A 17,853-nucleotide genomic window follows, 5' to 3' on the forward strand; every position below is an offset into this window, starting at 1 on the left:
GCTGCCCCTGGGAAGGGGCCCGGGCGTCAGCCCGTGTTGCGCAGGCCGGCCGCGATGCCGTTGACCGTCAGCAGCAGGGCCCGGGCCCGCAGCGGGTCCTCCGGCCGCCCGGTGGCGACCTCCTCGCGCTGGCGGCGCAGCAGTGCGACCTGCAGGTAGGAGATCGGGTCGAGGTAGGCGTCGCGGACGGTGAATGTCTGCTTCAGCACCGGGTTGTGTTCGAGGAGTTCGCTCTCGCCGGTGAGCCGGAGCACCTCACGCAGGGTCAGTTCGTGCTCAGCCACGATCTGGTCGAAGACGTGGTGCAGTTCGGCCGGGACCAGCTGCTCGACGTAGTGGCGGGCGATCCGCAGATCGGTCTTGGCCAGCGTCATGGCGACGTTGGACAGGAAGTTGCGGAAGAAGTGCCACTGCCCGTACATCTCGTCGAGCACGTCGCCGAGCCCGGCCCCGCGGGCGGCGGCCAGGCCCGAGCCGACGCCGTACCAGCCGGGGACGATCTGGCGGGACTGGGTCCAGCCGAAGACCCACGGGATCGCGCGCAGGCCGTCCAGGCCCGCACCGGAGTCGGGGCGGCGGGACGGGCGGGAGCCCAGGTGCAGTGAGGCGAGCTGGTCGACCGGGGTGGCAGCGAAGAAGTACTTGGGCAGGTCGTCCTGCTCGACCAGGGTGCGGTAGGCGGTGTGGGCCGCCTCGGAGACCTGGTCCATCGCGGCGTCCCAGCGGGCGAGTTCCTCGGGGGCCTGGCGCGGCGAGGTGTGCAGGGCGGAGGCGGCCAGGGTGGCCGAGATGGTCAGCTCCAGGTTCTCCCGGGCCAGCGAGGGCAGCAGGTACTTGTCGGAGATGACCTCGCCCTGCTCGGTGACCTTGATCTCGCCCTCCAGGGTGCCCCAGGGCTGGGCCAGGATGGCCTCGTGCGAGGGGCCGCCGCCGCGGCCGACGGTGCCGCCGCGGCCGTGGAACAGGCGCAGCCGGATGCCGTACCGGTGGGCGACGTCGCGCAGCCGGCGCTGGGCCCGGTGGATCTCCCACTGGGAGGTGGTGATGCCGCCGAACTTGGAGGAGTCGGAGTAGCCGAGCATGACCTCCTGGACGTCGCCGCGCAGCGAGACCAGCAGCCGGTAGGAGGGGTCGGAGAGCATCTCCTCCAGGATCCGGTCCGCCTGCTGGAGTTCGTCGGTGGTCTCCAGGAGCGGCACGATGCCGATCTTGGCGATCCCGGCGTGCAGGTCGATCAGACCGGCCTCGCGGGCCAGTACGGTGGCCGCGAAGACGTCGTCCGCGCCCTGGCACATCGAGATGATGTAGCTCTCGACGATCTCGTCGCCGAAGCGCTCGAAGCCCTCGCGGATGGTGTTGAAGACGTTCAGGGTCTTCGTCCCGGCGGCGTCCAGCGGGGCCGGGGTCGGGGCCAGCGGGCGGCGCGAACGCAGCTCCTTGGCGAGCAGCTTCTGCCGGTACTCGCGCGGCATGTCGTTGTAGCGCCAGGCCTCCTCGCCGAGCCGGTCGAAGAGCTGGCCGAGCGCGTGGTGGTGCGCCTCGGCGTGCTCGCGCACGTCCATGGTGGCCAGTTGCAGGCCGAAGGCCTCGATGGTGCGGATCGCGCGGGCGAGGCGGCCGTCGGCGATCAGTTCGCCGCGGTGGGCGCGCAGCGATTCCTGGATCAGCTTCAGGTCGGCGACCAGCTCGCGGGTGCCGAGGTAGTCGCGGCCGATGACGTGCGGGGTGCCGGTGACCAGGCGGTCGCGGGTGTTCTCCAGCTTGAGGCGGACGCAGGTGGCCTTGAGCCGGTACGGCTCCTCGGCGTTCATCCGCTTGTAGCGCGGGCTGAGTTCGGGCAGCAGCTTGAGGTCGGCGTCCAGCGAGGCGAGCAGTTCGTCGGAGGCGCCGGCCAGCCGGACCGAGGTGGAGAGCGAGGCGCGCAGGTCGTCGATGGTGTCCAGGGCGTCCTTGATGCCGTACTCGTGCTGGAGGTCGAGCACGTCCCAGGTGACGTTCGGGGTGACGTTCGGGTTGCCGTCGCGGTCGCCGCCGATCCAGGTGCCGAAGGTCAGCGGGCGGACGCCCTCGGGGAGGCTCAGGCCCACCCGGGCCAGCTCCTCGTGCAGCTCCTCCAACACCTCGGGGACGGCCTCGCGGTAGAGCTCGTCCAGGTAGTAGACGGCGTTGCGGGCCTCGTCGGTGGGCTCGGGGCGGGCGATCCGCAGCTCGTCGGTCTGCCAGAGCAGGTCGATGACCTCCGCGAGTCTGCGGTCGGCGGAGCGGCGGGCGGAGGTGAGCCGCGCAGCGGCACGATCGGGGGTGGTGGCGGGGTGGCGCTCGGGGTCGGCGCTGGCCAGGCCGGCGGTCGCCTGCTCGCGGTGGATGCGCTCCAGCAGCTCGCCGATCCGGCGCAGCTTGTGGAGCACGCTGCGGCGGGCGGCCTCGGTCGGGTGCGCGGTGAAGACCGGGCGCACCGCCAGGTGGGCCAGGGTGTCGGCGAGGTGCTTGGGGTCGGCGTCGGACAGCTGGTCGGCGGTCTGCGCCAGCTGGGAGCCCTCGCGGGCCCGGCGGGCGGCGAACTCGCGGCCGCGGTGCACCTGTTCGGTGACGTTGGCCAGGTGGAAGTAGGTGGAGAAGGCCCGTACCAGCTTGGCGGCCGTCTCCAGGTCGATGCCGGAGAGGAGTTCGGCGGTGGCCTCGCCGTCGGTGCGGCTGAGCAGTCGTACCTGCTCGACCAGGCCCAGCAGTTCGGGGCCCTCCTGGCGGACCAGGGTCTCGCCGAGCAGGTCGCCGAGGCGGCGGATGTCCGCACGCAGGGCCGCGTTGTCGGCGACCGTGGGCTGGGTGGAGTTGTCCGCCGACGAGGTGGGGACCGGAGCGGTCACGGCTGGCTCCCTGAGGTGGTGGGGTTCGGCAACGGCTCTCATCACCACTGTGAAGGTGACGTGTGCGGACCGCGCTGTCCGACGCGACCAGCATAGGTGGCACGGGGTGCCGCGACGGTGACATAACCGTATGGCGGACAGCCGGCGGCCTCCCGGGGCCGGGCCGGGGCTTCCCCGTCGCGCGGGGACGTGCGACCGGCGCCGTCCCGTGGGCCGGACCGCGCCGGTCGCACCTTCCGAGGAGCGGGCGGGGGCGCGCCCGGCCCGCCGCGGAGGTGCGCGGTCGGCCGCGTGGTCGTCCGTCCCCGGAGGTGTCGCCCCCGGCTGGCCGGGTGTTCAGTGGATGACAATGTCCCCCCCTTAGGCTGTCTCTCATGAGCAAGTCGCCTGAGGGGGGCGGGCCGGTCCATTCACTGTGGTGGTGGCGTCGGCGCCGTAGCGCGCTGCTGGACATCGGTCTGGCCGCATTGGCCGGACTGGAGTGCGCTTTCGGGGCGTACGGAATGGTGCACGACCGGCTGGGCTGGGGCGTGGGCCTGGTGGTGGTGTCGGCGGTGCTGGGCGCACTGGCCGGGGCCAGCCTGGTGGTGCGGCGGCGCTGGCCGGCCGTGCCGGTGCTGATGGCGCTGGTCTTCGTCCCCGGCCTGTTCGGCGTCGTGCTGCTGGTGGTCTCGCTGTACACGCTGGCGGGGACCTGGGAGTGGCCCTCGCGGCGGGGGCGGGTGCTGGGGCTCTCCGCGGTGGCGCTGCTGGAGACCTTCGCGATGGTGTTGTTCGCCATGCTCCACCCGATGCCGCAGCAGAGCCGGTCCGAGAGCCTCGCGGCCGAGCAGCTCCCGCCGACCTGGGTGTTCGTCCTGCTGGCGGTGCTGGTGGCGGCCGGCCTGACGGTGCTGCCGGTGATCACCGGGCTGTACGTGGGCGCGCGCCGCCGCCTGGTGGAGTCGCTCGAGGACCGCGCGCAGGGCCTGGAGACCGAGCTGGCCCTGCTGGCCGAGCAGGCGCAGGAGCGCGCCCGCCGGGCCCGGCTGGAGGAGCGCACCCGGATCGCCCGCGAGATGCACGACGTGGTGGCGCACCGGGTCAGCCTGATGGTGGTGCACGCCTCGGCGCTGGAGCGCATCGTCGCCAAGGACCCGGAGAAGGCGAAGCAGAGCGCCCGGCTGATGGGCGAGGTCGGGCGCCAGGCGCTGAACGAGCTGCGCGAGATCCTCGGTGTGCTGCGGATGTCCGAGGAGGCACCGGAGCCCCAGGACGGTCTGGAGCACCTGCCGCGGCTGGTCGAGCAGTCCGAGGCGGCCGGGATGGCGGTGACCCTGACGGTCAGCGGCAGCCGCAGGCCGTTCAGCACCGAGGCGGAGCAGACCGCGTACCGGGTGGTCCAGGAGGGCCTGACCAACGCCCACAAGCACGCCGCCGGGGCGCAGGTCGCGGTGCTGCTCGCGTACGTGCCGAACGGGGTCCGGGTGGCGGTGGTCAACGACCGCGCGGACGGCGACGGCGGTCGGGTGGCGCTGCCCAGCGGCGGCAACGGGCTGGTCGGGATGCGCGAGCGGGTGCTGGCGCTCGGGGGCAGCTTCTCGGCCGGTCCGGAGGACGACGGGGGCTTCCGGGTGGAGGCGGTGCTGCCGTCCCGGCTGGCGGTGCCGGCGGAGCGGCTGGCCTGAACGGCTGGTCTGAACGGCTGGCCTGAGCGGCCGATTCGGCTGCCCGTGGCTGCTCGGCTGCGGACCACCGCTCGCTGAGGAGCAGGACGAGGGCATCGAGGAGCGGCAGTGGGGCCGCTCTACGACGTCTGCGCTCCCCCATAGGGTTGGGAGGTCAGGATCTCGCGTCGTCCGTCGTCTGGGGCTGGAAGAAACCGTGACCATCGCCGCTCGTCTCGTCACCACCATCGCCGCCCCATTGGACCCGGCGTCAGCCGACGCTCCGCAGGTGCTGTCCTGGCCTGGCCACCGGCTCCTCGTGCAGCGCGGTGACACGGACGTAGTGGCCCTCGATCTGGACACGCCCCACGCCGGCCGGGCCGCCGAGGTCCGATTCCCGGCGCCCTGGCCGCGCCGCTTCGGATCGGTGACGGTGTCACCGGAGCGGGATGCGGCGGTGTTCGCCGGCGTGCACGCGGTGCGGTCGGTGGAGCGGACCGGTGCAACGCGGTGGGAGGTGCGACATGGCTGCTGGGACGGCGGCTGCACCCTCTCGCACCCGTCGTTCGACGAATACGCGCACGACGAGGACCACTCCCGCGCTGACGGCGGTTCTGTCGCGGTCAGCGCAGACGGCAGGCTCGTCTGGGCCCACGTCCGCGGTCCGTTGGGCGACGACGGGGACACGGAGGACGACCAGGAACTGTGGGTGGTTCTGGACGCCGTGGACGGCAGGGTCGTGGGACGCGCGAACACGATGACCGTGGCCTCCGGCTCCGAGCACACTCCACACCCGGATTCCGCACAGATGGGATTGAGTGTCGGCGAGGGAGAGGAAGGGTCGCCTGCGCTGTGGGGACGTTGGGACGGGCAGCAGCTGACCACCGAGCAGATCGGCATCGGGCTGGTCCTCCTTGCGGTGAGCCCGTCCGGCCGGCACCTCCTGACCGTTGACGTCGGGCAGTGGTCCCTCTACGTCCACCAGGTGGAAGACGGCTCGGAGCCCCGGGAACTGGACGCCGCGGATACCGTGCCGGCACACCCCGGGAGCACCGGCGAGGACAGGGTGTACTGGGACTACGAGGCGGCCTTCGTCGATAAGGGCACTGTTGTTGCCGGGACCTCCGAGTGCGATGCCCCGTACGGATCGGTTCGTCACTGGCTGGTCGACGTGGACGGGATGACGCTGCGCGGCGAGATTTCCTACCCCGTGCCCGTCTCGGGACCTGCCCGGGCCGCGGGGGACGGCACTTGGTACACGGTCTCCAAGGACGGGACCTCGGTGCATCTGTGGGAGCTGGCCGAAGGGAGCTGACTTCGGACGCTTCGAGGGCGGTGCCTATGCGGTCGGGTCGGTCTCCCTCGCGATGCGCAGATCGACCTCGTGGTCGTCAGGGCACGGATTGCCGTCGACCGGGCAGACGTAGCCCATGCCGTTCGACAGCCAGCCGGGGTGCATCGCCTCGGCCGTCTCAAGGCACATCGCGCAGATGATCTCGGCCGCCAGATTGATCGCATGCCCCGGCGTGCCGCAGAACGCCGTCCGCCAGGAGGCGTCGCGGCAGCAGACGAGGTGCGTGATCTTTTCTCGGTCAGGAGTGAGCTGAAGGTGGCCTTCGACCTGCTGCTCGCGGGCTGTGGTGCTGTCCTGCGCCCGTATGAGCCGATCGGCCGGGGCGGGAGTGTTCACCGGAACTCCGCGATCAGTCGGGCGCTGCCGGCGCAGTGGTTCCGCTGGGGGCCGGTGTCGTGCGTCGCGACCTGCACCGCGACGGCCTGGACGAGGGCGGCGACGACCGCCAGGGGCAGAACGGCGCAGAGCAGGGCGTGCCCGGGGCCGAGCCGGCGCGACTTGTCCCGCAGGACGGTGACCAACTGCCATCCGCCCAGGCAGATGGCGGCGATGCCGAGCACCAGCCCCGCCCAGGCGAGTGGCAGGACGTAGAACGGGGCGCCGGGGCTGTCGTGGCACTGGCTCACGACGTCGCGTATGTCATCGTCCGCCAGGGTGACGGGGACGGTGCACGCCCAGCCCGCGCACACGAGCAGCAGGGAGTGCCGAACCCTGAGCCACCGGAGAGAGCGCATCGTTTCGCCCACCGCCTACCCCCGGCCCGGGTTCACGCGTGCGAAGTGCGGCCTCTGGCGGCCGCGTTGTGCCGGGAAGCCGCCTATTCGGCGGCCGACGATGCCGGTCCTCATGCCCGTTGTTCTCCTTGTCCCCCCGCCGCACCGGTCGCGACCGGTGGGCACGGGCCCATCCTGCCAGGCCGGGATGAACCCCGGCCGGTCGCCATGGGGGAGTTCGCGACCGGCCGGGGCGATGCCCGCATGCCGTCCTGTGAGCGGCACGCGGGTGCTTGGGACTTTCGCTGGAACTTCGGTGCGTCCGGCGGGAGTTCCGGCGGCCTGGTGGATGGTCAGTGGCCGTGTGCGGTGGCGAGCAGGGCGACGGCGAGGAGGGCGATGCAGGCGCTGGAGAGGGTGTAGGCGAGTAGCGCGGTACGGGGGTCGGGGAGGCCTTGGCGGTGGCGTTCGGCGGCTTCGCGGTACTCGGCCTGGGGGTCGTCGTCCACGGTCAGCTCTCCGTGAGTTGGGGGCGGAGGCGGACGGCGTGGGTTCGGCCGTGCAGGGTGAAGGAGAGGTCGAGCCGGCCGTCGCGTTCGAGGAACTCCATGGTGCGCTCGGCGGCGTCGGGTCGGGTGAGGAAGTAGCGGAAGGCGTCGGCCTGGAGAGTGCCGAGGGGGAGGAGCTTCAGGGCGTCCCAGACGGCGGTGAGGGCGTCGGGGAGGCGGGGGAACGTCGCGGGGGCGGTGATGCCCTCGATTTCCACGACGACCGGGGTGCTGTCGGTGTCGGGGGCGTTCATGCCGCGCTCCGCCGGGCCGGACCGATCAGGCACCAGACGGCTTTGCCGATGCCGCCCGGTCTGGGGTGGCAGCCCCACGAGGTGGAGAGCTGGTCGACCAGCCAGAGGCCGCGACCTGACTCGTCGTCCTCGCCGGCTGAACGTGCCGTCGGGTGGCTGGCGTTGGCGTCGTGGACTTCGAGCCGCAGCGTGGTGGGTGAGAGTTCGAAACGGACCTGGATCAGGCGGCCGGGTGGCACGCGGGCGTGTTCGATGGCGTTGGCGACGAGTTCGGAGAGCAGCAACTCGCCGGTGTCCAGGTACTGTTCGCCGCCGTCGAGGCGGGCGAGGAAGTCGCGGAGCAGTCTGCGGGCTCTGTCTGCGGACTTGCGGTGACGCGGGAGCCAGCACGAGTGCTCGCCGGCTACGGCGGGTGGTCTCTCCAAGGTTCCGGGCATGGCGACGCCCTCTCTGTGCATGGTCGGGAAACCGTGATCCAGGCGCGTGATGAGGCCTGGCGGCGGCTGGCTTCAGGCATGGGGATGCCCGGGCGATGAGCCGCCATGATCACTCTGTGTCTGGAAGCTGACTACTGTTCGTAGCATGCTTCTCGGAGCTTCCACGGTGCAAGTCCCCACTTTGGAAGCCTTTAAAGATTGTTGTCGCGGTCGGAGGGAGGCAGACTTACAGCGCACACCCCAGGGGAGGCCCCAACGTGCCCGTGAACAGGAACCCGACCGTCCGTCAGCGGCGGCTCGCGCGAACGCTCAAGGATCTTCGGACGGCCCAGCGGCTGACGATTGCTCATGCGGCGCAGCATCTCGCGTGCGCCGAGAGCAAGATCAGCAGGATTGAGGCGGCGCAGTCAGGCATCCGGCTCGTTGACCTGCGGTTGCTACTCGACCTGTACGAGGTGCACGACCTTGCCGTGAGAAGCGGCTTGGAGGCCCTGTCCCGTGAGGGGCGCCTACGAGGATGGTGGGATCGCTACTCGGACACGCTGTCGCCCAGCTATGCCGACTACATCGCGCTGGAAGCCGACGCCTCGGACCAATACAGCATCGAGACCGTTCTGATCCCTGGTCTGTTGCAGACCGAGGACTACACGCGGGCCGTCGTACGGGCGCAGATGGAGGGCGTCACGCCTGAGCAGGTTGAAACGCTCACCAGGGTCCGGCAGGAACGCCGATCGGTGCTGACGAGAGAAGTGCCGCTGCGTTTGTGGGTCGTGCTGTCCGAGTCGGTGCTCAAGCACCAGATCGGCGGACTCTCGGTCATGCGCGAACAACTTGAGTTCCTTGTAACGCTTGCTGAAGGTCCGAACATCAACGTTCAGGTACTGCCGGAAGCGTCGGACATCCATGCGGCACTGTTCGGTCCCGTCGCGATCCTCAGCTTTCCCGATACGACCGAGACAGACGTGGCGTACGTGGACAGCCTCCTCAGCACGCTCTACATCGAGGAGCCGGCCGAGGTGTTCAAGTACGCCAACCTGTTCCGCCGGGCCCTGGCGGAATCGCTGCCGCGCACGGAATCAGTCGCCCTCATCGAGCGCACCGCAAAGGGAATGGTTTAGATCATGTTGAGCAAGTTCCTGCCGTCCGCCTCCGCCAGCGGGTTTGAGTGGCGTAGGTCTTCGTTCTCGGGCGCGCAGAGCAATTGCATCGAGGTCGCCGACGGTATTTCGGGCGTCGTCCCCGTCCGTGACTCCAAGGACCCGCACGGCCCCGCCCTGCTCTTCCCCGCCGACGCCTGGTCGGCGTTCGTCGCGGGCATCAAGGCAGGCGAGTTCCCCGCCGCCTGACATCACCTCTCGCACTACGTCGCAGCCCCGGCGCGGACCGCCCGGCCGGGGCTGTGGCGTACCAGTGAAGTCAGCTCAGGGCTGGACCTTCAGGCGCTCCGGCATGGCGCCGAGCACCAGGCCGGTGACCGCGTGGTCGATGGAGGGGCCGAGGTACCACTCGCCGGTGTGGTCGAGGCTGTAGACGCGGCCGTCCTCGTCGATGGCGAGCAGGGCCAGTCCGTACTGCTCCTCGCCGAGGGGGGCGACCTGGCGGCCGAGGGCCCGGCCGAGGTCGGCGAGGGTGCGGGGCTGGTGCAGGCCGCAGAGCGGGTCGATCAGGAACGGCGTGCGGGCCATCAGCCGCCCGGCGCCGGTCTGGTCCAGGAACAGCCCGCCGAACTCGGCCCAGGCCTCGACGGCGGCGGGGAAGACGGAGTGCTCGGGCCCGGCCGGGTCGTTGTGGCCGGCCAGTTGGTCCGCCCACTCTTCGGCCTGGCGGATGTCCCAGCGTCCCGGGTGCCAGCCGGCGTGCTTGAGCGCGGCGGCGACTTCGGCGGGGAAGCGGGGCTGGGTGCGGACGGCGGACGCGTTCAGGAGGTGCTCCGAGGACTGAGGACAGAGGCGGTAGTGGGCCGGGCCCACCGGTGGTTCAGGGCGCGGTCGGTCCGACGGCGACGACCTCGACGGTGAGGTGTTCGAGCAGCGGGGCGCAGGAGCGGCACGGCGGCGCGTGCGTACCGTGCGCCGGGTCGCCCTCCTCGCGGATCCGGAGGGTGGTCAGCCGGGCGCCCTTGAGCGCCTTGCGGGCCTCCTGGATGGTGAGCGGCTTGCGCGCGGCGCGCTTGGAGCGGGACGAGTCCACCTTGCCCAGGTACTGGGAGAGCAGCACCGCCTCGGGGCAGCGCCCGAGGAACCGCTCCCGGTGCTCCATCGGCAGGGTGGCCAGGAAGTCGCCGACCAGCGGGTGCAGGATGGGCCGGGCGTCCGGTTTGTGGCCGGCCAGGGTGTGCACCTCGCCGTTCCTGAGCGAGAGCGCGGCGGCCACTGCGGGCAGCAGGCTGTCCCGGTGGTGGCGCAACACCGGGGCGGCGCCTGGCTGTTCCGGGTGCTGCACGCTGCTCCTCGCTCTCCACTGGCCGGCAGGCTGGAGCTGCCGGAAGTCTGCTGACGGTAGGTGACACCTCGCGGTGAGGATCCAAGACTGCCAAACTTCCACGACAATCGCCGACCCGGGGTGCGGGAGGGCCGCTCGGGCGGCGCTTGGACGGGTGGCAAGTCCTGCCGCCGGTTTCCGGATTCGGGCCACGACCGGTGGCGGCGGCCGGTAGCGTTCGGGCTGCGGGGCAAGGCCGTTCGAACTGCGGGGGAGCGGTTCTGGCCGGTCCCGATCAGGGGCGGTGGGGGCTGCCGGGCAACGAGGAGTCCCGGCGCCGAGCAAGGGGGGTCTTGCTGTGACGTACGCGCCTGCGGGCGAATCGGAGCGAAGCCGGCGGCCGGGCGGCGCATTAGCCGGGCAGGGGGCGCACCCGGATCCGTACGCGCCTGGTGCGGTCGCCGCGGAGCGGATCGGTCTCGCCGTGGTCGGCGCCGGCTACTGGGGACCGAACCTGGTCCGCAACGCCCAGCAGACGGCGGCGCTGCGCCTGCACTGGCTGTGCGACCTGGACGAGGAGCGCGCTCGCCGGGTGCTCGGCCGGTACAGCACGGTCGGGGTGACCACCTCCTTCGACGAGGTGCTGGCCGACGAGCGGGTCCGGGCGGTGGCCATCGCCACGCCCGCCGCGACCCACTACCGGCTGGTGCGGGCGGCGCTGGAGGCCGGGAAGCACGTCCTGGTCGAGAAGCCGATCACCACCACCGCCGACGAGGCCGCCGAACTGGTCGACCTGGCCGAGAGCAGCGGGCTGGTGCTGATGTGCGACCACACCTTCTGCTACACGCCGGTGGTCCGCCGGATCCGCGAGCTGCTGCACGGCGGCGAACTCGGCGACCTGCAGTTCTTCGACTCGGTTCGGATCAACCTCGGCCTGGTCCAGCCCGATGTGGACGTGCTGTGGGACCTGGCCCCGCACGATCTCTCCATCCTCGACTTCGTGCTGCCGCCCGGCGTCGTCCCGGTCGGCGTCAGCGCCCAGGCCGCCGACCCGATCGGGGCCGGCCGGGCCTGCGTCGCGTACCTGACGGTACGGCTCAGCAACGGCGCGCTCGCCCACTGCCACGTCAACTGGCTCTCCCCGACCAAGGTGCGGACCACCCTGATCGGCGGCTCCCGGCGCACCCTGGTCTGGGACGACCTGAACCCGCAGGCCCGGCTGGCCGTCCACGACCGGGGCGTGGACCTCACCCCGCCCGAGCGGCTGACCGAGGAGATCCGCCACCAGGCCCAGGTCTCCTACCGGGTCGGCGACATGGTCGCACCCGCGCTGTCCGAGCAGGAGGCGCTGCGCGCGGTGATGGCCGAGTTCGCCGACGCCGTCACCGAGGGCCGGGCCCCGCTCACCGACGGCCGGGCCGGGCTGCGGGTGCTGCGTCTGCTGCACGCCGCCGCCCGCAGTCTCGAACTCCGTGGCGCCACCGTGCCGGTGGACGCCCACCAGCTGACCACCACTCAGGAGAGGGCCGTCGCCCGATGAACGCTGTCGCCATTGAGGGCTCCCGCTGCCTGGTCACGGGAGGCGCGGGCACCATCGGTTCCACCGTGGTGGACCAGTTGCTCGCGGCCGGGGCCCGCGAGGTCGTGGTGCTGGACAACTTCGTCCGCGGCCGGATGGCCAACCTCGCGCACGCCCGGTCCATCGCGACAGACGGCCGGCTGCGGGTGGTGGACGGCGACATCCGCGACCGTGCGCTGCTGCGCGAACTGCTCGACCCCGGCACCGACCTGCTCTTCCATCTCGCCGCGATCCGGATCACCCAGTGCGCCACCGAGCCCAGGCTCGCCCTGGAGATCATGGTGGACGGCACCTTCGACGTGGTCGAGGCCGCCGCCGAGAAGGGCGTCAGGAAGGTGATCGCCTCCTCCACCGCCTCGGTCTACGGCCTCGCCGACACCTTCCCCACCCCCGAGACCCAGCACCCGTACAACAACGACACCTTCTACGGGGCCGCCAAGGTCTTCAACGAGGGCCTGCTGCGCAGCTTCCACGCCATGTACGGCCTGGACTACGTGGCGCTGCGCTACTTCAACGTCTACGGGCCCCGGATGGACGTGCACGGCAAGTACACCGAGGTGTTCATCCGCTGGATGGAGCGGATCGCCGCCGGGCAGCCGCCGCTCATCTTCGGCGACGGCGCGCAGACCATGGACTTCGTCTACACCGAGGACATCGCCCGGGCCAACCTGCTGGCCGCCGCCGCACCCGTCACCGACCGGGTCTACAACATCGCCAGCTCCACCGAGGTCTCGCTGCGCGGCCTCGCCGACGCCCTGTTGGTCGCCATGGACTCCGACCTCGGCGTCGAGCACGGCCCGGCCCGGGGCACCGCGGGCGGCGTGGTCCGGCGGCTCGCCGACATCTCGGCCGCCCAGCGCGACCTCGGCTGGAAGCCGGAACTCGGCCTGGAGGACGGCCTGCGCAAGCTGGTCGCCTGGTGGCGTGAGCAGTAACCCCGTCGTCCGGTGGTGACGTGAGCAGTAACCCCGTTGTCCGGCCGCGTAGTTCGGAGTCCGCAGTGTCCACCGTTCCCGTCATGCCCAACATTCCCGTCATGGTGCCGTGGCTCGGCGAGGAGGAGGCCGAGGCCGCCGCCGAGGCCGTCCGCTCCGGCTGGGTGGCCCAGGGCCCCCGGGTCGCCGAGTTCGAACGGGCCTTCGCCGCCCACCTCGGCGTCCCGCACGCCGTCGCCGTCTCCTCCTGCACCACCGCCCTGCACCTGGCGCTCATCGGTGCGGGCGTCGGCCCCGGGGACGAGGTCCTGGTGCCCTCGCTCTCCTTCATCGCCACCGCCAGCGCCGCCACCTACCTCGGCGCCACCCCCGTCTTCGCCGACGTCGACCCGGCGAGCGGCAACCTCACCGCCGAGACCGTCCAGCCGCTGCTCACCGACCGGACGAAGGCCGTGATCGCGGTGGACCAGGGTGGCGTACCCGTCGACCTGGACGCCATCGAGGCGCTGGCCCGGCCGCGCGGCATCGCCGTGGTCGAGGACGCCGCCTGCGCGGCCGGCGCAACTCTGCGCGGCCGGCCGGCGGGCGCCGGCGCCGGGATCGCCGCGTACTCCTTCCACCCGCGCAAGCTGCTCACCACCGGCGAGGGCGGCATGGTCACCTGCCAGGACGGCGAACTCGCCGCCCGGCTGCGGCGGTTGCGCGAGCACGGGATGAGCGTCTCGGCCGCCGACCGGCACGCGGGGGGCGGGGCCGCCGTCCTGGAGACCTACGACGAGATCGGGTTCAACTACCGGATGACGGACATCCAGGCCGCGATCGGCCTGGTCCAGCTGCGCAAGCTGCCCGAACTGGTCCGCCGCCGCCGGGAACTCGCCGACCGCTACCGCCGCCTGCTCGGCCCGCTGGGCGAGCGGCTGGTCGCCGACCCGGAGCACGGCACGGGCAACTACCAGAGCTGCTGGCTGCTGCTGCCCGACGGCGCGCCCGACCGCGCCGAGGTACTGGAACGGCTCGCCGCCGCCGGGATCTCCGCCCGCCGGGGCATCATGGCCGCCCATCTGGAGGCCCCCTACAAGGGCGCCGAACGCGTACCGCTGCCCGCGACCGAACTGCTCACCCGGCGGTCCCTGATCCTGCCGCTCCACCACTCGCTGACCGAGGAGCAGCAGGACCGGGTGGTCGCCGCGCTGCGCTCCGCCGTGGAGTGAGAGACCGGGGCGCGGGAACCGGGTGAGGCGGGAGGGCGGCTGCCCGGTACGGCTGCTTCGGCGAGCCGGGTGCAGCGTCCGGTCCGAACTCCCGGAGTGCGAACGGCCCGTTGGGCACGGCTGACCGTGGTCGGCCGTCGTCTCGCGCGACTTCCCGCGCGCCGGGCGCGCGACTCGGCCGTCGGGATCCGGTGCGGGAGCTTTCCGTAGCGCGCCGTCCCCGCGCTCCGGCGCGCTGCGCATGTCCGCGCCCGGGCGCGATGTTCGTGCCCCCGGGCGCTGCCCGTGTCCGCGCCGGGGCGTGCTGCCCGGCTGATCACCTGCGTCATCGATCGACCGTCCTGTCCCAGAGCTGCCCGAGGGGGCCCGTATGACCGCCATTCCGCTCGTCGATCTGCAAGCCGCGCACGCCGAGGTGGCCGAGGAGGTACGCGAGGGCTTCGACCGGGTGCTGGCCACCGGTGCCTACATCAAGGGCCCGGACGTCGCCGCCTTCGAGGCCGAGTACGCCGAGTTCTCCGGGGTCCGGCACGCGGTCGGCACCGCGAACGGCACCGACGCCCTGGAACTGGCCCTGCGCGCGCTGCGGCTGGCCCCCGGCGCGGGCGTGGTGCTGCCGGCCAACACCTTCGTGGCCACCGCCGAGGCCGTGGTCCGCGCGGGTCTGCGGCCGGTCCTGGTCGACGTCGACCCCGAGTACCTCCTGATCGACCCGGCCAGGGCGGCTGAGGCGCTGCCGGGTGCGGCCGCGCTGGTCCCGGTCCACCTGAACGGCCAACTCGCCCCGATGCGGCCCCTGCTGGACCTCGCCGGGGACCGCCCGGTGATCGAGGACGGCGCCCAGTCCCAGGGCGCCCGCCAGGACGGCCGGGTGTCCGGCTCCTGGGGCCGGATCTCCGCCACCAGCTTCTACCCGGGCAAGAACCTCGGCGCGTACGGCGACGCGGGCGCCGTCGTCACCGACGACGAGGAACTCGCCACCGCGGTACGGCTGATCGGCGACCACGGCTCGGGCCGCAAGTACGTCCATGAGACCTTCGGCTTCAACTCCCGCCTGGACACCCTGCAGGCCGTGGTGCTGCGGGCCAAACTGCGCCGCCTGCCCGGCTGGAACGAGGCCCGCCGGGCCGCCGCCGCCCGCTACGGCGAACTGCTCGGCGGGCTGGACGGGATCACCCTGCCGGGTACCCTGCCGGGCAACGAGCACGTCTGGCACCTGTACGCGGTGCGGGTCGAGCATGGCCGGGACGAGGTGCTCGCGAAGCTGCACGCCGCCGGGATCGGCGCGGGCATCCACTACCCGGTGCCGGTCCACCTGCAGCCGGCCTTCCGCGAACTCGGCTACGCCGAGGGCAGCTTCCCGGTCGCCGAGCGGGCGGCGGGCGAGATCCTCACCCTGCCGCTCTTCCCGCAGATCACCGCGGTCCAGCAGGAACAGGTGGCGGAGACCTTGGTCAAGGCGCTGCACTGACCGCCGCGGGGGCGATCGGGAGGGCGGCCGGATCCGCCGGCCCGCGAGCGGCCCGCCGGGATCCGGCGCCGCGTGCCGTCCGCCACGGCACGCGGCCTCCCGCTTCCCCGGCCGCCTGCCCGATCGCGCCCGAAGGTTCCTGGGCCCGTCCCCTCACGGCGCTGCCGGGACCCCCTAGGCTTACGTCCAGCAATCGGCATGACAGAGGTCGCAGCCAGTGGGGGCAACCAGATGACGACAGGTCGGCCCGGCGCCGCCGCAGCGCCGAACGCGGCGTACGCGGGCCAGGTGGTGTACTTCCCGGACCCGGTACGGGCCGCGAGCCACCCGGTCGGGGTGCGGGTGGACGAGTACGGCTACCCGGACTTCAGCGCGTACGCGGTCGCCGCCGCCGAGGTCGCCGACCCGCCCGAGGGCCTGGGCGTGGACGAACTGCGGCTCACCGACTACGTGTCGGCCAACGCCGCACTCTTCACCCAGGGCCACGAGCTCTGGGCCGACCTGGACACCGCCGTGGCCACCCCGCCCGGCTGGACCTGGCACCACGTGGTCGGCCGGGCGGCGCCGGGCTGGCGGCGGATGGAACTGGTCCCGGTCGAGGTCAAGGCGCTGCTGCGGCACCACGGCGGACTGGCCTGCTCCCGGGCCGACCACGGGCGCCGGGGCACCCGGCCGCTCCAGGAGCACCGCCCGACGCACTTCCCGCTCGCCAAGGACGGCGGCGACCCGCTCAGCGTCACCGAGGACCTGGTGCAGCGGGCCGAGCAGCGGCTCGGCCACCCGCTGCCCGCCGCGTACCGCAGCTTCCTCAAGCTGGTCGGTGGCCGGGGACCGGCCGGGGTCGCACTGGACACCGAGTTCGGCCTGCTGCTCGACCAGCCGTTCCTGACACTCAGCGAGGAGTACGGGATCCGCGACCTGGTCTACGCCAACAAGTGCCTGCGCGACCACCTCACCAAGGACTACCTGGCCATCGCCTACGTCCAGGGCGGCTTGCTCGCGCTCAAGGTGCGCGGCGAGCAGACCGGTTCGGTCTGGTTCTGCCTCTACGACGACGCCCGCGACACCGGTGCCCCCGAGAGCCCCGAGGACCGGGTCGCCCGGCTGCTGCTGCCCTGCGGTGCGAACTTCGACGAGTTCCTGCGCCGGCTGGCCGGTAGCCCGCCGGAGCTGGAGACCGTGGCGGGGATGATGGTGGACGGCGGGTTCGTCCGTGCCGTACCGGTGAACTGATGCTGCGTACGGGCACGGGCAGCAGGAGGACTGAAGGGGTGGACCTGGCGTGGTGACGTACGCGCAGGCGCAGGAACTGGCCGACGACTGGATCAACGCCGGGGTGCCGCGCTCGCAGCAGCGCGAGGTCCGGGTGCGCGAGTTCGACCTGGGCTTCGTCTGCTGGGCGGAGGACCGGCCCACCGGCCCGTCCGACACCGCGGGCGGTCCGGCCGGATCGGTCGGCCCGGGCACCGAGATCCGGATGGTGATCGCCCGGGAAGGCGGTGTCAGCACGCTCTGGCCGCCGCTGCCCGTCAACGAGGTGGTCCGCCTGTACGAGGAGCAGTACGGCGGGGAGCTGGCCCCCAACCCGGCGGGCGCGGCCAAGCCCGTGCGCGGCACGGTCGAGGCGACGTCCTTCCTGCTCAGCCCTCCGCAGTGGCTCGAGGAGGCCGGGAAGGCCGCGATCGAGGCGGAGGCCGCGCGGCTCGGTGCACCGGCCGAGACCGCTGCCCCCACCGCTGCCGATGCCGGTGCCGGCGTGCCTGAGGCACCGCCGCAGCCGGTGCACCTGACCGCTCCGCCCGCCTCCGACCGTCCGGCGGGGGACGCCCCGACGATGCTGGGCCCGTCCGAACCCCTGGGGACCCCGGCGGCGGGCGTGCCGCCGTTCCCGCCTGCCCCGGCGGCGGGCGTGCCGCCGTTCCCGCCTGCCTCCGTGCCGCCCGGAGCCACCGTGCCCTACCCGGGCGGCGCGCTCCAGGGCGGGCCGGCCCCCGTCGGCGCCGCCGGCACTCCCGCGCCCCAGTACACGCCGCCGGTGCCCGCCCCTGACAGCGCTCCCGCCGCCGGCGGCCCGGCGTCGGCCGGCGGTCCGGGGATCGAGTACGCGCCCACGATGCTCGCGTCCGAAGGTGTACCGGGCCTGATGGGCCTGCCCGGCGCTCCGGCCGCGCCCGAGGGCCAGTCCGCCGGTGCGCTCGGCCGTTCGACGCCGACCGCACCGCCGCCGCCCCCGCCGGCCGAACTGCGCGGGCCGGCCGCCGCCCAGCCCGGTCCGGTGGCCGGCGGGCGAGGAGCCAGCGCGCCGCCGCCCCCGCCGCCCGCCGAGCTGCGACACGCCCCGGGCGCCGTGGGGCATGCCGGTGCGGGTGGCCGCTCGGCGCCGACCGCGCCGCCGCCCCCGCCGCCCGCCGAGCTGC

Annotated in this window: 17 protein-coding genes and 1 pseudogene; 10 read left to right on the top strand and 8 right to left on the bottom strand. The window is 72.7% G+C overall.

Features of this window, described 5'->3' with window-relative positions; translation table 11 throughout:
• Window positions 1-26 precede the first annotated feature (26 nt).
• Window positions 27-2,867, bottom strand: a complete 2,841-nt coding sequence (ppc, locus tag ABD369_RS32575; RefSeq protein WP_344640211.1) for a phosphoenolpyruvate carboxylase — start codon at window positions 2,865-2,867, stop codon at window positions 27-29.
• 374 nt (window positions 2,868-3,241) lie between these two features.
• Between ppc and ABD369_RS32580 the strand changes: the two genes are divergently transcribed.
• Both ABD369_RS32580 and ABD369_RS32585 read left to right on the top strand, forming a co-directional pair.
• The gene (locus tag ABD369_RS32580) at window positions 3,242-4,534 is read left to right on the top strand and encodes a sensor histidine kinase (protein ID WP_344640212.1); all 1,293 of its coding nucleotides are present in this window, start codon (window positions 3,242-3,244) and stop codon (window positions 4,532-4,534) included.
• A 196-nt stretch (window positions 4,535-4,730) separates the two neighbouring features.
• On the top strand, window positions 4,731-5,828 hold the full coding sequence (locus ABD369_RS32585) for a hypothetical protein (protein WP_344640213.1): 1,098 nt from the start codon (window positions 4,731-4,733) through the stop codon (window positions 5,826-5,828).
• Between the two features lie 24 nt (window positions 5,829-5,852).
• On the opposite strand, the gene ABD369_RS32590 is transcribed toward ABD369_RS32585, so the two are convergent.
• The 5 genes from ABD369_RS32590 to ABD369_RS32610 all read right to left on the bottom strand — a co-directional run bounded on the left by ABD369_RS32590 (window position 5,853) and on the right by ABD369_RS32610 (window position 7,807).
• The gene (locus ABD369_RS32590) at window positions 5,853-6,203 is read right to left on the bottom strand and encodes a hypothetical protein (protein ID WP_344640214.1); all 351 of its coding nucleotides are present in this window, start codon (window positions 6,201-6,203) and stop codon (window positions 5,853-5,855) included.
• Complete coding sequence (locus ABD369_RS32595; protein ID WP_344640215.1) at window positions 6,200-6,601, bottom strand: hypothetical protein; 402 nt, start codon at window positions 6,599-6,601, stop codon at window positions 6,200-6,202. Before ABD369_RS32595 ends, ABD369_RS32590 begins: the two co-directional genes overlap by 4 nt.
• Before the next feature lie 332 nt (window positions 6,602-6,933).
• A complete protein-coding gene (locus ABD369_RS32600) occupies window positions 6,934-7,089 on the bottom strand; it encodes a hypothetical protein (protein WP_344640216.1) in 156 nt (51 codons plus the stop codon).
• A 2-nt stretch (window positions 7,090-7,091) separates the two neighbouring features.
• Window positions 7,092-7,382, bottom strand: coding sequence for a hypothetical protein (locus tag ABD369_RS32605; protein WP_344640217.1), 291 nt, complete (start codon window positions 7,380-7,382; stop codon window positions 7,092-7,094).
• Window positions 7,379-7,807, bottom strand: a complete 429-nt coding sequence (locus tag ABD369_RS32610; RefSeq protein ID WP_344640218.1) for an ATP-binding protein — start codon at window positions 7,805-7,807, stop codon at window positions 7,379-7,381. The genes ABD369_RS32605 and ABD369_RS32610 overlap by 4 nt, the downstream gene beginning before the upstream one ends.
• 269 nt (window positions 7,808-8,076) lie before the next feature.
• Here ABD369_RS32610 and ABD369_RS32615 point away from each other — a divergent pair, with 269 nt between their 5' ends.
• A complete protein-coding gene (locus tag ABD369_RS32615) occupies window positions 8,077-8,937 on the top strand; it encodes a helix-turn-helix domain-containing protein (RefSeq protein WP_344640219.1) in 861 nt (286 codons plus the stop codon).
• A gap of 3 nt (window positions 8,938-8,940) precedes the next feature.
• Window positions 8,941-9,165 carry a DUF397 domain-containing protein gene (locus tag ABD369_RS32620; RefSeq protein WP_344640220.1) on the top strand — a complete coding sequence of 75 codons (225 nt, stop codon included), beginning with the start codon at window positions 8,941-8,943 and terminating at the stop codon, window positions 9,163-9,165.
• A gap of 75 nt (window positions 9,166-9,240) precedes the next feature.
• On the opposite strand, the gene ABD369_RS32625 is transcribed toward ABD369_RS32620, so the two are convergent.
• Window positions 9,241-9,741, bottom strand: coding sequence for an SUKH-3 domain-containing protein (locus ABD369_RS32625; protein WP_344640229.1), 501 nt, complete (start codon window positions 9,739-9,741; stop codon window positions 9,241-9,243).
• Window positions 9,742-9,796: 55 nt separating this feature from the next.
• Entirely contained in the window at window positions 9,797-10,261 is a 465-nt protein-coding gene (locus ABD369_RS32630) for a YwqJ-related putative deaminase (RefSeq protein ID WP_344640221.1), read from the bottom strand.
• 337 nt (window positions 10,262-10,598) lie between these two features.
• Between ABD369_RS32630 and ABD369_RS32635 the strand changes: the two genes are divergently transcribed.
• The 6 genes and pseudogenes from ABD369_RS32635 to ABD369_RS32660 form a co-directional block, all read left to right on the top strand.
• Window positions 10,599-11,780 carry a Gfo/Idh/MocA family protein gene (locus ABD369_RS32635; protein ID WP_344640222.1) on the top strand — a complete coding sequence of 394 codons (1,182 nt, stop codon included), beginning with the start codon at window positions 10,599-10,601 and terminating at the stop codon, window positions 11,778-11,780.
• The gene (locus tag ABD369_RS32640; RefSeq protein WP_344640223.1) at window positions 11,777-12,754 is read left to right on the top strand and encodes an NAD-dependent epimerase/dehydratase family protein; all 978 of its coding nucleotides are present in this window, start codon (window positions 11,777-11,779) and stop codon (window positions 12,752-12,754) included. Before ABD369_RS32635 ends, ABD369_RS32640 begins: the two co-directional genes overlap by 4 nt.
• Window positions 12,755-12,837: 83 nt before the next feature.
• Window positions 12,838-13,965 (top strand): DegT/DnrJ/EryC1/StrS family aminotransferase, encoded by a 1,128-nt coding sequence (locus ABD369_RS32645; protein WP_344640224.1) that lies wholly within the window; start codon window positions 12,838-12,840, stop codon window positions 13,963-13,965.
• Window positions 13,966-14,335: 370 nt separating this feature from the next.
• Complete coding sequence (locus ABD369_RS32650) at window positions 14,336-15,436, top strand: DegT/DnrJ/EryC1/StrS family aminotransferase (RefSeq protein WP_344640225.1); 1,101 nt, start codon at window positions 14,336-14,338, stop codon at window positions 15,434-15,436.
• A gap of 231 nt (window positions 15,437-15,667) precedes the next feature.
• Window positions 15,668-16,669 carry an SMI1/KNR4 family protein gene (locus ABD369_RS32655; protein ID WP_344640230.1) on the top strand — a complete coding sequence of 334 codons (1,002 nt, stop codon included), beginning with the start codon at window positions 15,668-15,670 and terminating at the stop codon, window positions 16,667-16,669.
• A 52-nt stretch (window positions 16,670-16,721) separates the two neighbouring features.
• A pseudogene (locus ABD369_RS32660) lies at window positions 16,722-17,853 on the top strand (hypothetical protein); the annotation flags it as partial.

This window comes from Kitasatospora cystarginea (assembly GCF_039533515.1).
GTDB lineage: Bacteria > Actinomycetota > Actinomycetes > Streptomycetales > Streptomycetaceae > Kitasatospora > Kitasatospora cystarginea.